15 protein-coding genes are annotated in these 16,485 nt (G+C 24.9%); all 15 read left to right on the top strand.

Annotated features, from left to right (window positions below; translation table 11 throughout):
* The first annotated feature begins 19 nt into the window (after window positions 1-19).
* The 15 genes from I2E98_RS02920 to I2E98_RS02850 all read left to right on the top strand — a co-directional run bounded on the left by I2E98_RS02920 (window position 20) and on the right by I2E98_RS02850 (window position 16,224).
* Window positions 20-1,147 carry a glycosyltransferase family 4 protein gene (locus I2E98_RS02920; RefSeq protein WP_195467468.1) on the top strand — a complete coding sequence of 376 codons (1,128 nt, stop codon included), beginning with the start codon at window positions 20-22 and terminating at the stop codon, window positions 1,145-1,147.
* An 83-nt stretch (window positions 1,148-1,230) separates the two neighbouring features.
* The gene (locus I2E98_RS02915) at window positions 1,231-2,340 is read left to right on the top strand and encodes a glycosyltransferase family 4 protein (RefSeq protein WP_195467467.1); all 1,110 of its coding nucleotides are present in this window, start codon (window positions 1,231-1,233) and stop codon (window positions 2,338-2,340) included.
* Between the two features lie 14 nt (window positions 2,341-2,354).
* Window positions 2,355-3,170: a glycosyltransferase gene (locus I2E98_RS02910; protein ID WP_195467466.1), complete on the top strand. Its 816-nt coding sequence runs from the start codon at window positions 2,355-2,357 to the stop codon at window positions 3,168-3,170.
* An 11-nt stretch (window positions 3,171-3,181) separates the two neighbouring features.
* Window positions 3,182-4,243 (top strand): EpsG family protein, encoded by a 1,062-nt coding sequence (locus I2E98_RS02905; RefSeq protein ID WP_195467465.1) that lies wholly within the window; start codon window positions 3,182-3,184, stop codon window positions 4,241-4,243.
* 16 nt (window positions 4,244-4,259) lie between these two features.
* Window positions 4,260-5,384 carry a glycosyltransferase family 1 protein gene (locus I2E98_RS02900; protein ID WP_195467464.1) on the top strand — a complete coding sequence of 375 codons (1,125 nt, stop codon included), beginning with the start codon at window positions 4,260-4,262 and terminating at the stop codon, window positions 5,382-5,384.
* Window positions 5,385-5,395: 11 nt separating this feature from the next.
* A complete protein-coding gene (locus I2E98_RS02895; RefSeq protein ID WP_195467463.1) occupies window positions 5,396-6,586 on the top strand; it encodes a glycosyltransferase in 1,191 nt (396 codons plus the stop codon).
* Between the two features lie 18 nt (window positions 6,587-6,604).
* Window positions 6,605-7,633: a glycosyltransferase family 2 protein gene (locus I2E98_RS02890; protein ID WP_195467462.1), complete on the top strand. Its 1,029-nt coding sequence runs from the start codon at window positions 6,605-6,607 to the stop codon at window positions 7,631-7,633.
* A 68-nt stretch (window positions 7,634-7,701) separates the two neighbouring features.
* Window positions 7,702-8,799 (top strand): polysaccharide pyruvyl transferase family protein, encoded by a 1,098-nt coding sequence (locus I2E98_RS02885; protein ID WP_195467461.1) that lies wholly within the window; start codon window positions 7,702-7,704, stop codon window positions 8,797-8,799.
* Between the two features lie 37 nt (window positions 8,800-8,836).
* Window positions 8,837-10,027, top strand: a complete 1,191-nt coding sequence (locus tag I2E98_RS02880) for a glycosyltransferase (RefSeq protein WP_195467460.1) — start codon at window positions 8,837-8,839, stop codon at window positions 10,025-10,027.
* 9 nt (window positions 10,028-10,036) lie between these two features.
* The gene (locus tag I2E98_RS02875) at window positions 10,037-11,227 is read left to right on the top strand and encodes a glycosyltransferase (RefSeq protein WP_195467459.1); all 1,191 of its coding nucleotides are present in this window, start codon (window positions 10,037-10,039) and stop codon (window positions 11,225-11,227) included.
* 21 nt (window positions 11,228-11,248) lie between these two features.
* On the top strand, window positions 11,249-12,439 hold the full coding sequence (locus I2E98_RS02870) for a glycosyltransferase (RefSeq protein ID WP_347708008.1): 1,191 nt from the start codon (window positions 11,249-11,251) through the stop codon (window positions 12,437-12,439).
* A 17-nt stretch (window positions 12,440-12,456) separates the two neighbouring features.
* Window positions 12,457-13,413 (top strand): glycosyltransferase, encoded by a 957-nt coding sequence (locus tag I2E98_RS02865; protein ID WP_195467458.1) that lies wholly within the window; start codon window positions 12,457-12,459, stop codon window positions 13,411-13,413.
* A 14-nt stretch (window positions 13,414-13,427) separates the two neighbouring features.
* On the top strand, window positions 13,428-14,339 hold the full coding sequence (locus I2E98_RS02860; protein WP_195467457.1) for an SP_1767 family glycosyltransferase: 912 nt from the start codon (window positions 13,428-13,430) through the stop codon (window positions 14,337-14,339).
* A gap of 125 nt (window positions 14,340-14,464) precedes the next feature.
* Window positions 14,465-14,674 carry a hypothetical protein gene (locus I2E98_RS02855; protein WP_195467456.1) on the top strand — a complete coding sequence of 70 codons (210 nt, stop codon included), beginning with the start codon at window positions 14,465-14,467 and terminating at the stop codon, window positions 14,672-14,674.
* 2 nt (window positions 14,675-14,676) lie between these two features.
* The gene (locus I2E98_RS02850; RefSeq protein ID WP_195467455.1) at window positions 14,677-16,224 is read left to right on the top strand and encodes an oligosaccharide flippase family protein; all 1,548 of its coding nucleotides are present in this window, start codon (window positions 14,677-14,679) and stop codon (window positions 16,222-16,224) included.
* Window positions 16,225-16,485: the final 261 nt, after the last annotated feature.

Below are 16,485 nucleotides of genomic sequence, written 5' to 3'. Positions count from 1 at the left end.
TTATATATAGGAGATAAAAATGAAAATTGTATTATTAGCAAAGTTTTTAAGAAAAGATGGGGCAAGTACTCATATATATACTTTAGCAAAGGAATTTGATAATAGAGGGCATGATGTTCATATAATTTCAGCAGGGCCTACTAAAGATAAAAATGCAATTAAATTGTTTAATAATTCAATAAATAAAAATGTGAAACATCATAAAGTTATATTTCCTTGTTACGCAAAGTTTAATTTTATTAATAAAGTTTTTCAATTAATTAGATATTTATGCGCAATACCACAAGTATTATATATATTATATAAAATTAATCCAGATATAATACATGTTCATTATCCTGTAACATCATATGTAGCCTGGATATATTGTAAATTAAACAACAAAAAGTTTATTACGACATATCATATAACCGGTATAGAGAAGCAGATTTTGCATAAAAAGGCTAATGCTGCAGTTGCTATAAGTAAGGAATTAGAAGAAGAGTTAATGCTAAAATGGGGATATTCTAAAGATGAAATTTATAAAGTAACTAACGGAGTTGATGATAAAAGATTTAATAGAGATGTTTCACAACTAGAAAAACAAAGATTGAAAGAAGAATTTAATATACCAAAGGATAAAATTATAATAGGTTTTGTTGGAACATATGAGCATAAAAAAGGTATTGATATATTGATAAAAGCATGTAGCAAAATTGAAAAGAATAAATTTCATGTAGTTTTAGTAGGAGATGGAGATGTGAACTGGGTAAATTCATTAATTAACGAATTTAATATTAGAGATAATATTACATTAAAACAATTCCAGGATCCTGTAGATTTTTATTCAATATTTGATATTTTTGTATTACCATCAACGAATGAGGGATTTGGATTGGTTGCAGTTGAAGCTATGATGCAAGCAATACCTGTAATAAGAAGTAATACGGGTGGAGCTTATGATATGATAAAACATAAAATTGATGGATATATATTTGAAAATAAAAATGTAGATGAATTAAGGGGCTATCTAGAAGAGTTAATTATAGATAATAAATTAAGAAAAAAAATTGGATATAATGGTAAACAAAGAGCTATTAATGAATTTGGTAAAGATAAAATGATTGATAAAATGTTAGAGGTATATACTGATGTTATTAGTAAATAGCGATAAATAATAATTTATGAATAAAGTTAAATCAATAAGAAGTAGATACTTTATTTAAAAAGAATAGGAGAGATATTGTCGATATGAAAAAAATACTATATGTTACTACGGTGAGCAGTACAATAAATGTATTTCTAATACCTCATATAAAAAGATTAATAGAGAAAGGTAATAAGGTTGAAATAGCATGTAATATTGACCAACCAATATCTAACGAATTAATAGATTATGGAGTCAAATTACATATGGTAGACTTTTCGAGAAATCCACTAAGCTTAAATAATATAAGAGCATATAAGCAAATAAAAGAAATACAAAAAAAAAATAAATATCAAATAATAAACGTTCATACACCTATAGCATCATTTATTACTAGATTAGCATTAAGAAGTTATAAGGTAAAGATGATTTACACATGTCATGGTTTTCATTTTTATAAAGGATCATCTATTTTAAACTGGATTTTATATTATCCTATGGAAAAAATAGCAGGTAGATTTACTGATACTATAATTACAATAAATACAGAAGATCTAAAAATAGCTAAAACATTTAAACTTAGAAAAAATGGTAAAATAAGGCTTATGCATGGGGTAGGAATTGAACCTAATAGATACAGAGTTGAGAATTTTAATAAAGAAGAATATAGGTTGAAATTAGGAATTGACAAAGATGATTTTATAATATTAATGCTTGCTGAGTTAAATAAAAATAAAAATCATAGACAGCTTATAAATGCTATAGAAATTTTAAGTAAAAAATATTCCAATATAAAAGTATTATGTGCAGGAAAAGGAGAATTAAAAGATAGATTAGAAAAAATAGTTGAAGAAAAAGGTCTATCAAAAACTATAAGTTTTTTAGGATTTAGAAGTGACGTAAAAGAGTTAATTAATATATCAGACTGTATAGCATTATTTTCAAAAAGGGAGGGGTTAGGAAAGTGCATTTTAGAAGGAATGATAGTAGGAATACCGGTAATAGCAACTAATACAAGAGGTCCGAGGGAATTAATACAAGATGGTGATAATGGATACTTAGTGCAAGTTGGGAATATAAAAGAAACTGCAAATAAAATTGAGAAAATATATTTAAATAAAGAAATTAGAGAAAAGTTTATTAGCCAATCATTTAGTAGATGTCAAAAATATTATATTAAAAATGTCTTAAATGAAATAGAAGAATATTGTTAGAAAGAGGAAACCTAATGAATAATAATCCTAAGGTATCAATAATTATGGGGATCTATAATTGTGAAAATACAATAAGAGAAAGTATAGAATCTATAATTAATCAAACATATAAAAATTGGGAGCTTATAATGTGTGATGATTGCTCGAGTGATAATACCTATGCAATAGCAAATGAATATAGAAAGCAATATCCACAAAAAATTAAACTTATTAAAAATGAAAAAAATATTACCTTAGCACCTACCTTAAATAATTGTCTAAAGATAGCCACAGGAAAATATATAGCTAGACAAGATGGAGATGATATATCTATACAAGATAGATTAGAGAAACAAGTTGAGTTTTTGGAGAAAAATTCAACTTATGATCTAGTATCTACGCAAATGATATCTTTTGATAAAAATGGAATAAAAGGCGTTAGAGGAATAACTGTAGAAGAACCTACAAAACTAATTATGATAAATGGAACTGCTTTTTGTCATGCTACAATATTAACAAAAAAAAGTGTATATGATAAGTTAAATGGTTACAATGTTAAAGGATATACTAAAAGATGTGAGGATATAGATTTATGGTTTAGATTTTTTGAAAATGAATTCAAAGGATATAACTTAAAAGAAGCTTTGTATATGGTTAGAGATGATGATAGCTCTTATAAAAGAAGGACTATGAAAAATTATATTAATATATTTCTAACAAGTATAATAGGATACAGAAGAGTAAAAATACCAATTAAATATTATGGATATTTAATTAAACCATTGATAACAATATTGATACCAAATTGTATTCTTAAAATCTATCATAATAAAAAACATAATGTGAAATAGGACATTAAAATATGGATATGTTTATTTTTACTACTATAATCACGTTTTTATTTAGTTGTTTAGCAATTACTCATTTAAATAATAAAAAAGAGGCAAATATTATATTTACAGCTGTAGTAATGGTTGTATTAGTGTTAGTTTCTGGGCTAAGAAATGGAATAGGAGACACGGTATATTATATACACTCATATAATATGATTGGACCGGAATATAATTTTATGGATGGAGGATATGAACCAGCGTTTTGTCTTTTATTAAAGATTTTACACAGCATTTCTCCAAATCCACAATTAATGATTATGGTTACATCAATAATTATAAATGTATTAAATGTGTGGATAATAAGAAAATACAGTAAAGATTGGTTTGAGTTAAGTGTTTTTTTATATGTAACAACTTATTATATGGTTACTATGAATGGGCTTAGACAATCTTTAGCAGCTGCGCTTATATTTTCTGCAACGCCTTTATTAATTAAGAAAAAGACTATTCTCTATTGCTCATTAATGGTATTTTTACTTTTATTTCATGAATCAACATTTATTATGATTCCACTTTATTTTGTAGTAACTAAAAAGGCTTGGTCAAAGGAAATATGGATAACTATAGGTATATTCATTATAACAATGTTTTTTTATGAGCCTGTAATGAAAATTATATTTTCAGTAATGGGAGACTCTAAATATGCAGGTTATGCAGATTCTAATGAAGGTGGAGCAAATGTTTTTAGGATTATTATTTATTTTATTCCAGTTTTATTATCATATTTAGGTAGGGAAAATCTTTATAAATGGAAATATAGTGATGTTTTTATAAATATGACATTAATTAATTTTATTATAATGGCATTTTCATATTTTAATTGGATATTTGCAAGATTTACAATATATACTCAATTATATGTTGTAGTATCCTTACCATTTCTTATTAAGAAGTGTTTTTCAAGTAAGGAAAGAAGAATATTATATTGGGGGGTAATGGTATTTTATTTTCTTTTTTTTATTTTAGAAATAAAAGTTGGATATATAAATTATTATAGTGATTATAGTTTAAAGGATTTATTATTTTATTAGTATTTAAGGAGTAAATATGAATAAAAAATTGAAAGTATTACATGTAGTAGGTGGAATGAATGTAGGTGGTACTGAAACTATGCTTATGAATTTATATAGGGAAGTTAATAAGAAAGTTCAGTTTGATTTTATATCTTACTATAATGAGGAAGCTTATTATGATGAGGAAATAAAAAAATTAGGTGGAAAGATAATAAAGTTAGATTCACCAAGTAAAGTTGGACAAATAAAAGCTATTAAAAATTTATATAACTTAATAAAGAATGAACAGTATGAGGTTGTTCATACTCATACATTATTTAATTGTGGAAGTGCAGTTTTAGCGGCTAAGTTAGGCGGGGCAAAAATAATAATATCTCATGCACATACAAATTTAGATTTGGGTACAAGTAGAGTGAAAAAAATATACTTTTTTATAATGAGAAGTTTAATAAATAGATTTTCAACTGACTTTATGGCATGTAGTGATAGTGCTGGAAGATATTTATTTGGCGAAGGGATAACAAATAACAAAAAATATAAGGTGTTACCTAACTATGTTAATTATAAAAGTATACTCAGATGTAATGATACTAATAGTATAAAAGAAGAGTTAGGATTTAATAAAGAGGATATTATAGTTGGACATATTGGAAGGTTTGTAGAAGCTAAAAATCATAAATTTTTAATAAAAGTATTAAATGAAATGATTAAGGAGAATAGGAGCATTAAAGCTGTATTAGTTGGAGATGGACCTTTAAGGGAAGATATAGAAAATCAAATTAAAAAGTTAGGGTTAGAAGAAAATATTAAACTTTTATATTTAAGAAATGATATAGATGTAATATTAAATAATTGTGATTTATTTATATTTCCATCTACATATGAGGGATTAGGTCTAGTAATGCTAGAAGCTCAATCTGCCGGATTACCTTGTTTAGTTTCAGAGGCAATACAACCAGAAGCTGATTTAAATGTAGGCTTATTAAAGCAAATTAATTTAGATATGGGAGCAAAAGTTTGGAAAAATGAAGCATTAAAGCTCATAGGAAAAAAAAATAAGAATAAACAAACTATAGAGTTAGCTTTTAAATATAAAGGACTAGATTTAGATAGCATAGTAAATAATCTATTAAAGGCTTATAAAATAGATATGAACTAGGAGAGAAGTTTATGAGAAATATATTAATATCGTCTTTTGATATGGAAGTTGGTGGAGTTGAAAGGAGTCTTATAAGTATGTTAAATAACTTTGATTATGAAAATAATAAAGTTGATTTAATGTTATATAGTCATACTGGAGATTTTATGTCACTTTTAACAGATAAAGTAAATTTAATAAAGGAAGTTAGACAATATACAACTTTTAGAAAGTCAATAGAAGATACGATAAAAGAAGGTAACATTGTTTTAGGAATAATAAGAATTTTATCAAGATTTATAGCAAATGTAAGAGGTAAAAGAAAAAACTTAAGTGAATATGGGATTTATCAAATGCAACTTATGTGGAAATATGCACTACCTTTTTTACCTAAGATTGATAAGAGGTATGATATAGCAATAAGCTATCTTTGGCCCCATTATTTTATAGCTGAGAAGGTTAAATCAAAAATAAAAATTGCCTGGATTCATACTGATTACTCTACTATAGAAACTGATATAGATATGGATTTAAAGATGTGGAATAAATTTAATTATATTATAGCTGTATCAGAAGAATGTAAGAATGCTTTTCTTAAAAAGTATCCAAGCTTAAAAGAGAAGGTTAAGGTAATGGAAAATATAACTTCTCCTGATTTTATAAAAAAAATGGCAGAAGAAGATATTGAAGAAAATATAAAGTATGATAATAGTTTTAAATTAGTTTCAGTTGCAAGGCTTTCACATGCAAAAGGAATAGATAATGCTGTTAGAGCATTAAGGGTACTACATAACAGAGGATTAACTAATATTAAGTGGTATGTAGTCGGATATGGCGGAGATGAAGTTATAATAAGCGAACTTATTAAAGAAAATAAGTTAGAAAATAGTTTTATATTATTAGGAAAAAAGACAAACCCATATCCATATATGAAGTCCTGTGACTTATATGTGCAGCCTTCTAGATATGAAGGGAAGGCTGTTACTGTTGTGGAAGCTCAGATTCTTGGTAAACCAGTGTTAATAACTAATTATGCAACGTCTAAAAGTCAAGTAAGAGATAATATTGATGGATATATATGTGAATTATCAGTTGAAGGAATTGCAGATGGAATAGAAAAGTTGTATAGAAATAAAGAATTAAGAGATAAGCTATCTAGTAATTGTAAGCAAATAGAGTATAGTAATAGTTATGAATTAGAAAAATTATATGAGTTAATTTGATTAAGTATGGAGGCAAAAATGAAGCCACTAGTAAGTATTATAATTCCTGCATATAACTGTGAGGCATATATAGGAAAATGTATAGAAAGTATATTAATTCAATCTTATAAAAATATAGAGATAATAATTATAAATGATGGTTCAATAGATAAGACAGAGCAAGTTATAAAAGGATATATTTTAAATGATGACAGAATAAAATATGTTACTCAAAATAATTCAGGTCCTTCTATGGCACGTAATAAAGGTATTGAAAAGTCTAGTGGTCAGTATTTAATGTTTATAGATTCCGATGATATTGTAAGTTATTTATATGTAGAGAGTCTGGTAAGAAAGATAGAAAGCGATAATTATGATATAGCTTGCTGTGGATATATTGATGAAAGTAAATACGGAGTAGTTGAATTAAATGACTTTTGGAATGGTAAAGGTGAATTAAATAAAAATGAGTTTCTAAGTTGTGTTTGTAATGGGGTTGGGGGAGTTTTGTGGTCTAAGATTTTTAAAAGGAATATTATATTCGATAATAATATAAGAATGGATCCAAAAATATTTATGAGTGAAGATTTAATATTTATCTTAGAATATTGCAAATATAGTAATAAGTTTGGAGCGATTGATGAGAATTTATATTACTACAATAGGTTAAATGATAATAGTATAAGCTCAAATATAGATGCAAATTACTTAGATAATTACATTTTATTAGTAAATAAAATTAAAGAATTACTGAATTTTTTAAAAGTTGATAGTATCGAAATAAATAATATTAGTATTTTAAAAGTACAGGTATTAGTTAATAAAATATTGTTAAATGAAAGTAATAATTACTTAAGTTCAAAAAATAAAGATGAGTTTATTAATAATTTAAAGTCCATTTTAGAAAATGATTTTATAAATGAATATAAAAGCTTTTTTATAAATAGAAGTAATTTAGATAAAATTATAAATAAATTTATAAATACTAATAGATATATTGAATTACTTTATTTGAACATAGCAATAATAAAATTAAAAAAGTTTAAAGATAAATTTTTAAGAAGATAGTAAATATATTAGTTGATAAGTAATTTTATCAGCTACCGTATTTAGAAATTGGTAACAGGGGATAGAATATGAAGAGAATTTTTGTTGATATTTATTTAGCTTATAACTTAGGTGATGATTTATTTTTAGATATTTTATCTAAAAAGTATGAAAACGTAGAATTTACTGTTAATTATGTAGGTAGTGATTATGATAATTTTATTAAAAAATATGGAAATTTAAAAAGGAGGAAGTATACATATATAGATAAATTTTTACAAAATTTAAAAGTAAAAGATACCTTAACAAATTATAAGCATATAGCAGAAAATCATGATGCAATGATATTCATTGGCGGATCTATTTTTAGAGATGAAAATTATCATGAAGATCTTTATAACAATAGAATTAGTATGTTAAATGAATTTAAAAAAAGAGATAAGCCAGTTTTTGTATTAGGTTCTAATTTTGGACCATATAAAAGAGAAAGTTTTTTAAAAGATTATAGGGAGTTTTTCTCACAATGTGAAGATGTATGCTTTAGGGATAAATATTCATATAATTTATTTAAAGACATGAAAAATGTAAGGTATGAACCAGATATAGTATTTCAATTGAATTTAGATAAGTTTAAGAAGAATGAGAAAAAGAATACTATAGGTTTTTCTATAATAGATGTTAATCATAAAGAGGGATTAGCACAATATGAAGAGGAATATATCAATAGCACTATTAAATCAATTGAATTATTTGTATCTAAGGGGTATAGATGTTGCTTAATGTCTTTTTGTGAAAGAGAAGGGGACTTAAAGTGTATCAATCTAATAATGTCAAAATTAGAAAATAATATAAAAGATAAGGTTGAAGTTTATGAGTATAAAGGTAACTTAGAAGAGGCAATTAATATAATCTCAGAATTTAAACTTTTTTTAGCGGCACGGTTTCATGCAAATATTATAGCTCAGTTAGTAAATGTACCTATATTACCAGTGATATATAGTAGTAAGACCACTAATATGCTTAATGATATAGGGTTAAATAGTTTAATTATCAACATGGACAAATTAGAAAAAATGTATGATTACAATGTAATTATTAATGCATTTAATAATGTAAAAGATATTAAAGATATATGTATAAGAGCTAATAATCAGTTTGAAAAATTAACTAAATTTATTCAAACATAGTTGAAATATCAATAAATTTATAAATAGGAGAAGAGATATGAGCAATAATATATTATTTGTTATAGATTCTTTACATTGTGCTGGGGCGGAAAAGAGTTTAATAACATTGTTATCATTAATAGATTATTCAAAGTATAATGTAGACTTGCAGTTATTTGGTTATGGTGGTGCATTAGAAGAACTTATACCTAAGGAAGTTAATTTGTTAAAACCATTAAAATATACTGAGTTTACAACTTTAAGTATTAAATCAGCAATGATTCAATCGTTAAAAAATTTTGATTTTAAAATGTTGAAATCAAGGCTTAGATTTTCAATTAAATTAAGAAAAGAAAATTATACAAATTCACAAAAGGCAAGGATTTTTTGGCAGAGTGTATCTAATGTTCTGGAAAATAGCAACAAAGAATATGATGTTGCTATTAGTTATGCTCAAGGAATACCAACTTTTTATGTTGCAGATAAAATAAAAGCAAAGAAAAAATATGCCTGGGTTAATGTAAGTTATAGATTAAAAAATGAAGATAAGTTATTCCAAGAACAATATTATGATAAGTATGATAATATTATTGCTGTTTCTGATTCAGCGAAGGATGTATTTTTAGAAACTTTCCCTAAGTATATAGATAAAGTAAAAATAATTTATGATATAAATGATTGGAACTTTATTTCTAAGATGGCTGATAGTGGACAAAGTTATGATGATAATTTTAAAGGTTTAAGAATACTTACAGTAGGAAGATTAGAAAATCAAAAGGGATATGATATAGCATTGGAATCTTGCAAGATGCTAAAAGAAAAAGGGATAAATTTCAGATGGTATTCATTAGGTATAGGACCATTGAAAGAAGAAATAGAAGAATATATTAAGAAGAATAATTTAAGGGATAATTTTAAATTATTAGGAGTTAAGTCTAATCCATATCCATATATAAAGAGTTGTGATATTTATGTACAGACTTCAAAATTTGAGGGGTTCGGATTAGCAATTGCTGAGGCAAGAATGTTAAATAAGCCAATAGTAACTACAAGATTTGATGCTGTATACAATCAAATGATAGATAGAAAAAATGGGTTGGTTGTAGATATGGATGCACGTGGAGTTACTGATGGAATTTTAGAATTAATTAATGATAAAGAACTTAATAATAGTATAGTGGAATATTTAAAAACAGAGAAAAAAGGCAATACTGAAGAATTAAATAAATTTTATGCGTTAATAGGATAGGGAGTATTCATGAAGAAAATATTATTTATGTGTATTAATATGAATATTGGAGGTACTGAGAAGGCATTATTAACTATGCTAAAGGAAATGGATAGTAGTAAATATGATATTACTTTACTTATGTTAGAGGAGTATGGTGGATTTCTAAATGAGATACCTAGTTATGTTAAGTTAAAATATGTTGATGAATATAAAATAATCAAACCTTTTATTAATGAACCTCCTAGGTTATTAGCTAAGAAATTAATAAAAAATAAGAAGTATTTAACAGGAATAATAACTTTATTAAATTATAGTATTTCTAAAATAGCTAATAATATGTCATATTATTATAAATATATATTAAGAAATATAAAGAATTTAGAAGAAAATTATGATTTAGCAGTAGCCTATGCAGGACCTATGGATTTTATAACATATTTTGTTTTAAACAAGATTAAATCAAAGAAAAAAGTTCAGTGGATACATTTTGATATAACTAAGATAGGATTCAACAAAAAGTTTGCAGAAAAAAATTATAAGAAATTTGATAAGATTTTTGTAGTTTCAGAAGAAGGGAAAGAAAAATTAATAAAATTAATACCTGCTTTAAGCAATAAGGTTGAAGCATTTTTTAATATAATATCATGTAATTTAATTGAAAATATGAGTAAAAATGAAAAAGGATTCGATGATTCGTTTAATGGAACAAGAATACTTACAGTGGGAAGATTAAGTAAAGAAAAAGGACAAGATTTAACTATTAATGCTTTAGCTAGATTAAAGAATGAGGGCTATAACATTAAGTGGTATTGTATAGGTGATGGTCCTGGAAAGGATAATTATAAGCAAATAACTAAGAAATTCAATATAGAAAACGACTATATCCTATTAGGTTCGAGGCTAAACCCATATCCATTTATGAAACATTGTGATATCTATGTACAACCATCAAGACACGAGGGATATTGTATTACTTTAGGAGAAGCAAGATGCTTTGACAATCCTATAGTTACAACTAATTTTACTGGAGCTAATGAGCAAATAAAAAATGAAGTAACTGGTTTAATTTGTGATATTAGTGAAGATGGAATATATAAATCAGTAAAAAGATTATTAGATGATAAAGATTTATACAATAATATTAAAATTAATCTTAGTAAAGAGATAGTTGATAGTACTAATGAAATTAGTAAATTAGATAAAGTATTAAATTCTTAGAGTTATAAGGAGTACACAGAAGTGAAGAAAAAAATATTATTTATGATAAGTAGTATGAATATTGGTGGAGTTGAAAAGTCATTACTTTCATTATTATCAGTTATTCCAAAAGATAAGTATGATATTACAATTTTAACTTTAGAAAAGAAAGGCGGTTTTTTAGATTATATTCCAAGTAATATAAAAGTTGAGGAGGCAATATGGTTTAAAGATATAAAACCTATTATTATGGAATCTCCACAAAGCACAGTAAGAAGATATTTAGCAAGAGGTAAGCTATTTAAAATACCTTCATTTGTTTATTCATATTATAGATCTAAAAATACAGGGGATAGATATATATACTATAAAAATATACTTAAAAGTATTCCTTATAATGAAGAAGTATATGATGCAGCTATTGCATATGCAGGGCCAACTGAAATAATAGATGCATATATAGGACATAAGGTTAATACAAAGAAAAAAATAGGATGGGTTCATTTTGATATATCAAAGCATAAGATCAATGAAAAATTATATAAAAGATTATATGAAAAATTTAACAAGATATTTGTTGTTTCAAATGAAGCCAATAAAAAGTTAAATGAAATAATACCAAATACAGTTGGTAAATCAGAAGTATTGTTAAATATAATTTCTAAGGATTTAGTATATAATATGGCAAATGAAGAAATTGACTTTGATGATAATTTTGATGGAATAAAAATTGTAACTGTTGGTAGATTATCAAAGGAAAAAGGTCAAGATTTAGCTATAAATGCTTTATTAAAATTAAAACAAGATGGATATAAAGTAAGATGGTATTGTGTTGGTGAAGGAAATGCTAGGAGCGAATATGAAAAGTTAATAAAAGAAAAAAATTTGGAAGATAATTTCATATTATTAGGGGCGAATCCTAATCCTTATCCATATATAAAAAAATCAGATATTTATGTTCAAACATCTAGACATGAAGGATATTGTTTAACATTGGCAGAGGCAAAATGTTTGTGTAAACCAATAGTAACTACGAATTTTATTGGAGCATATGAACAAATTGAAAATCAAATTAATGGATTTATAGTCAATCAAAATGAAGATGATATTTATAGAAATATAAAGTATATCATTGATAATAGAGATATTAGTGATAAATTTATAAAAAATTTAGAAGGTATCATTTTAGATACTACAGATGATGTTAATAAATTGATTAGTTATATTGAGTGATGGGAGGAATTAGTTTTATGAGTCCAAAAATAAGTATAATAGTACCTGTTTATAAGGTAGAAGCATATATACATAAATGCATTGATTCAATATTGAATCAAACTTTTAAAGATTTTGAGCTTATACTTGTTGATGATGGATCGCCAGATAACTGTGGAAATATATGTGACGAATATGCAAAGAAAGATAATAGAATTAAAGTTATTCATAAAGAAAATGGTGGACAAGCAACAGCTAGAAATGCTGCATTAGATATTGCCAAGGGAGCATATATAGGGTTTGTTGATAGTGATGATTATATTGAGCCAGATATGTATGAGTTGCTTTATAGTATGTGCATAGAAAATGATTGTGATATAGCTAATTGTAGCAGTACAATTTATTTTAAAAACAGAGTTCAAGTTAATGGTGGACATAATTTAATGATACACGATACTAAAGAGGCAATGAAAGTAGTAACAGAAGGGTTACTTTACGATGAGTGCTTATGGACTAAGCTAATAAAAAAAGAATTATTTAATGGGTTAAGAATTCCGGAAGGAATTGCATATGAGGATACAGCTTTTACATATAAGCTTATTGATAGAGCAAAGAAGATCTGTTGTAAGGGAGAAGCTAAATACAATTATATAAAGCGTGAAGATAGTACTATGGATAGGGCTATAAAGAATGTAAAGATAGATGCTGTATTAGTTTATGAAGAAATGTATAAGTTTATGGAAGAAAGATATCCGGAACTATGCGATTTAGTAGCTTTAAAGCTTGCTAATAATAGTCTGAGTGTAATGAATTTAATGATAAGACATGGTGATTTTAAGAAACATAAAGAAAGTTACTTAAAAGTAGCTAGAATATTAAATAGTAAATTTAATAGAATCATTAAATTTAAGGAATATCCTGGAAATGTTAAGTTGTTATTAATTGCAAATAAAATAAATCCAATTATATATAAAAAATTTATAAGTATTATATAAAGCAAGAAGAAAAAATGAAAAAGTATCTTTTAAAAATATATTACTACTTATTAGATAGTAAAGATAAAATAACTATATTTTACAATAAAAATATAACAGATAAACAAAAGAAACCTATAGTAAAAGGTACAGATGAGACTTTAGATAAAATAATCAAGGATAAATGTTCAGTAAGTAGATTTGGAGATGGAGAATTTTCATTAATTTATGGCGAGTCATTAAAATTTCAACCTAAGAATGAGGAGTTGTCAAGAAGATTAAAAGAAATACTAAAAAGTAATGAAGAAAATCATATTGTATGCATACCAAATGTATTTGGAGAAATAGAATGGGCTACAGATAGAGCTAAAGAGTATTGGATTAAATATTTAAATTTAAATAGAGGTAAAATATACAAGATACTAAATAAAAATAAAGAATATTATGATACTCAAGTAACAAGATTATATATTGATTTAAAAAATAAAGAAAAGGTAAGAAATAGATTTGAGAAAATAAAACTACTTTGGAAAGACAAAAAAATTGTAATAGTTGAAGGCGAAAAGAGTAGACTAGGAGTAGGAAATGACTTGTTTGATTCCGCTACATCGATTGAAAGAATTATTTGTCCATCTGTAAATGCGTATTTAATGTATGAAGATATATTTAAAGAGATAACTAAACAAGATAAATCTAAATTAATATTAATTGCATTAGGACCAACAGCGACGGTATTAGCTTATGATTTATCAAAAGCAGGATATCAAGCTATAGATATTGGGCATATAGATATAGAATATGAATGGTTTTTACAAGGGGTCATTAATAAATGCCCAGTTAAAAATAAATATATAGGAGAAATAGACAATGGAGATAAAGTAGAAGACTTAATAAATCCAATATATGAAGGGCAAATAAAAAAACAAATAAGATTGTTGAAGTTGTAATATGAAGAATAATATAAAGTTGAGTGTAATAATATCAGTTTATAATGTTGAAAATTATGTTGAAGAATGTATATTATCAGTATTAAATCAAAGTGTTAATTAAAGATGATGAATTGAGGAAATGTATGATTAATTATATTAGTGAAAGTACATTTAATGTTAGTAAAAATGGAAAAGTTAAAAATATTCCTAATGAAATTAAAAAGCTTATCTTAATTGGACTCAATGATTCTAAAAAACTAAAGGAAGCTAAGTTATTATGTTTTAATGAAAGATTATATTATTTTTTTATTAAAGTTATATATAGGGTAAGAATAATAATCAAAGGGAGATAAAAATGAGAACAAAATATGCAATAAAAAATATATCTATGAGTATTTTCTCACAGATAATAATTATTTTACTTGGATTTTTATCACGAAAAGTATTTGTAGATAATTTAGGCGCAGAATATTTAGGCGTTAATGGATTATTAAGCAATGTTTTATCTATGATGGTTTTAATTGAAAGTGGTATTGGAATAAGTATAGTTTATAATTTATATAAGCCATTAGCTGATAATAATAAAGAAAAAATAGTAGCATTAGTACAATTATATAAAAAGGCATATACAGCATTAGCTATTATAATGTTAATTATAAGTATGGTTTTATATCCATTTATAGGATGTTTAATGAAAACAGATACAAATATACCTGGAATGTTTATAGTTTATGCAATTTTTGTAGGTAAAAATATGATATCTTACATGAATGCATATAAATGGGCATTAATAAATGCAGATCAAAAGGGATATATACTATCAGTAAGTAATTTGGCATTTCAAATAGTTACTACTTTGGGGAAGATTGCTATATTAATGGTCACTAAAAATTATATAGCATATTTATTAATAGAAGTAGGTATATTTGTTATTCAAAATGTAGTTAATACTTTTATAGTATATAATAAATATCCTTATTTGAGAGAAAAATCAAAGTATAAAATAGATTTAGAAACTAAAGGAAATATTAGAAAAAATGTAAAAGCGATGTTTTTACATAATATTGGTGGATATTTAGTATTTAGTACAGATAATATATTAATATCTGCTTTTGTAGGATTAAAATTAGTTGGATTATATTCTAATTATACTATGGTAATTAGCCAGTTATCTAATTTGTTAACACCTATTATTGATGGAATAGGTGCGAGCGTAGGAAATTTAATAGCAACTGAAGATAAAGATAAGGCCTATTCTATATTTAAGATATCCTTTATGATAAGTTTTTGGATATATTCATTTGCAACAATTTTTTTATTTAACTTACTAGATCCATTTATAGTATGGTTATTTGGTGAAAAATATATATTAAGTAAGTCTATAGTAATAGTTATATTATTAAATTTCTATTTAACTGGAATGAGGGGACCTATAGCAACATTTAAAAATAAAGCTGGATTATTTATGCAAGATAAATATATTTCTGTTATAGAGGGTATGGTAAATTTATGTGGATCATTAATTTTAATAAGATATTTTGGATTTATTGGAGTATTTTTAGGTACAACATTAAGTACATTAGTTACTGTATTTTTTAGTCAACCTATAGTAGTGTATAAGTATTTATTTAAAAGAAAAGTTACTAATTATTTTAAAAGATATATATTAATGATGATAATAATGATATTAGTTGGAGGATGTACAAGTTATATTTGCAATACTTTAATTAGTGAAAATAGTTTTTTCGCATTAATAGAAAGAGGATTAATTTGCATTATTACTGTAAATTTATCTTATATACTATTATTCTTTAAGACAAATGAAATGAAATATTTAATGAATATTTTAAAAGTTCAATTTGGGAGTTTAATTGTTAGAGGAAAATTAAAAGAAAATTTATAATAATAAGATCCTAGTTATTAAAAAATATATAGTTTTAAATAAAATGAGTAACTGTTGTAAAAGCAACTATCCGATTAAATGAAAAATAGATTCAATAGAATCCATATTTTTTGAATAAACTTAAATTATCAACATATTCAGTTTATAAAATATTAATCAAAAATTAGTATTACTAATAGATTTACAAGTTATGATACCTAAAGAAGATTTAGTTAGATTATTAAGCAGAATATTGTAGGTGCTAGATTACTTAGAATTATA

The organism is Clostridium sp. D43t1_170807_H7 (genome assembly GCF_015555905.1).
Lineage (GTDB): Bacteria > Bacillota > Clostridia > Clostridiales > Clostridiaceae > Clostridium.
Note: the sequence above shows the minus strand (reverse complement) of the source record. Positions and strands in the feature narration are given on the sequence as shown.

Bases quoted from the DNA above. Each gene is read 5' to 3' on its own strand.
- I2E98_RS02875 (WP_195467459.1), top strand. From the start codon at position 10,037: ATGAAGAAAATATTATTTATGTGTATTAATATGAATATTGGAGGTACT.
- I2E98_RS02920 (WP_195467468.1), top strand. From the start codon at position 20: ATGAAAATTGTATTATTAGCAAAGTTTTTAAGAAAAGATGGGGCAAGT.
- I2E98_RS02850 (WP_195467455.1), top strand. From the start codon at position 14,677: ATGAGAACAAAATATGCAATAAAAAATATATCTATGAGTATTTTCTCA.
- I2E98_RS02915 (WP_195467467.1), top strand. From the start codon at position 1,231: ATGAAAAAAATACTATATGTTACTACGGTGAGCAGTACAATAAATGTA.
- I2E98_RS02865 (WP_195467458.1), top strand. From the start codon at position 12,457: ATGAGTCCAAAAATAAGTATAATAGTACCTGTTTATAAGGTAGAAGCA.
- I2E98_RS02860 (WP_195467457.1), top strand. From the start codon at position 13,428: ATGAAAAAGTATCTTTTAAAAATATATTACTACTTATTAGATAGTAAA.
- I2E98_RS02885 (WP_195467461.1), top strand. From the start codon at position 7,702: ATGAAGAGAATTTTTGTTGATATTTATTTAGCTTATAACTTAGGTGAT.
- I2E98_RS02890 (WP_195467462.1), top strand. From the start codon at position 6,605: ATGAAGCCACTAGTAAGTATTATAATTCCTGCATATAACTGTGAGGCA.
- I2E98_RS02905 (WP_195467465.1), top strand. From the start codon at position 3,182: ATGGATATGTTTATTTTTACTACTATAATCACGTTTTTATTTAGTTGT.
- I2E98_RS02855 (WP_195467456.1), top strand. From the start codon at position 14,465: ATGATTAATTATATTAGTGAAAGTACATTTAATGTTAGTAAAAATGGA.
- I2E98_RS02910 (WP_195467466.1), top strand. From the start codon at position 2,355: ATGAATAATAATCCTAAGGTATCAATAATTATGGGGATCTATAATTGT.
- I2E98_RS02880 (WP_195467460.1), top strand. From the start codon at position 8,837: ATGAGCAATAATATATTATTTGTTATAGATTCTTTACATTGTGCTGGG.
- I2E98_RS02900 (WP_195467464.1), top strand. From the start codon at position 4,260: ATGAATAAAAAATTGAAAGTATTACATGTAGTAGGTGGAATGAATGTA.
- I2E98_RS02895 (WP_195467463.1), top strand. From the start codon at position 5,396: ATGAGAAATATATTAATATCGTCTTTTGATATGGAAGTTGGTGGAGTT.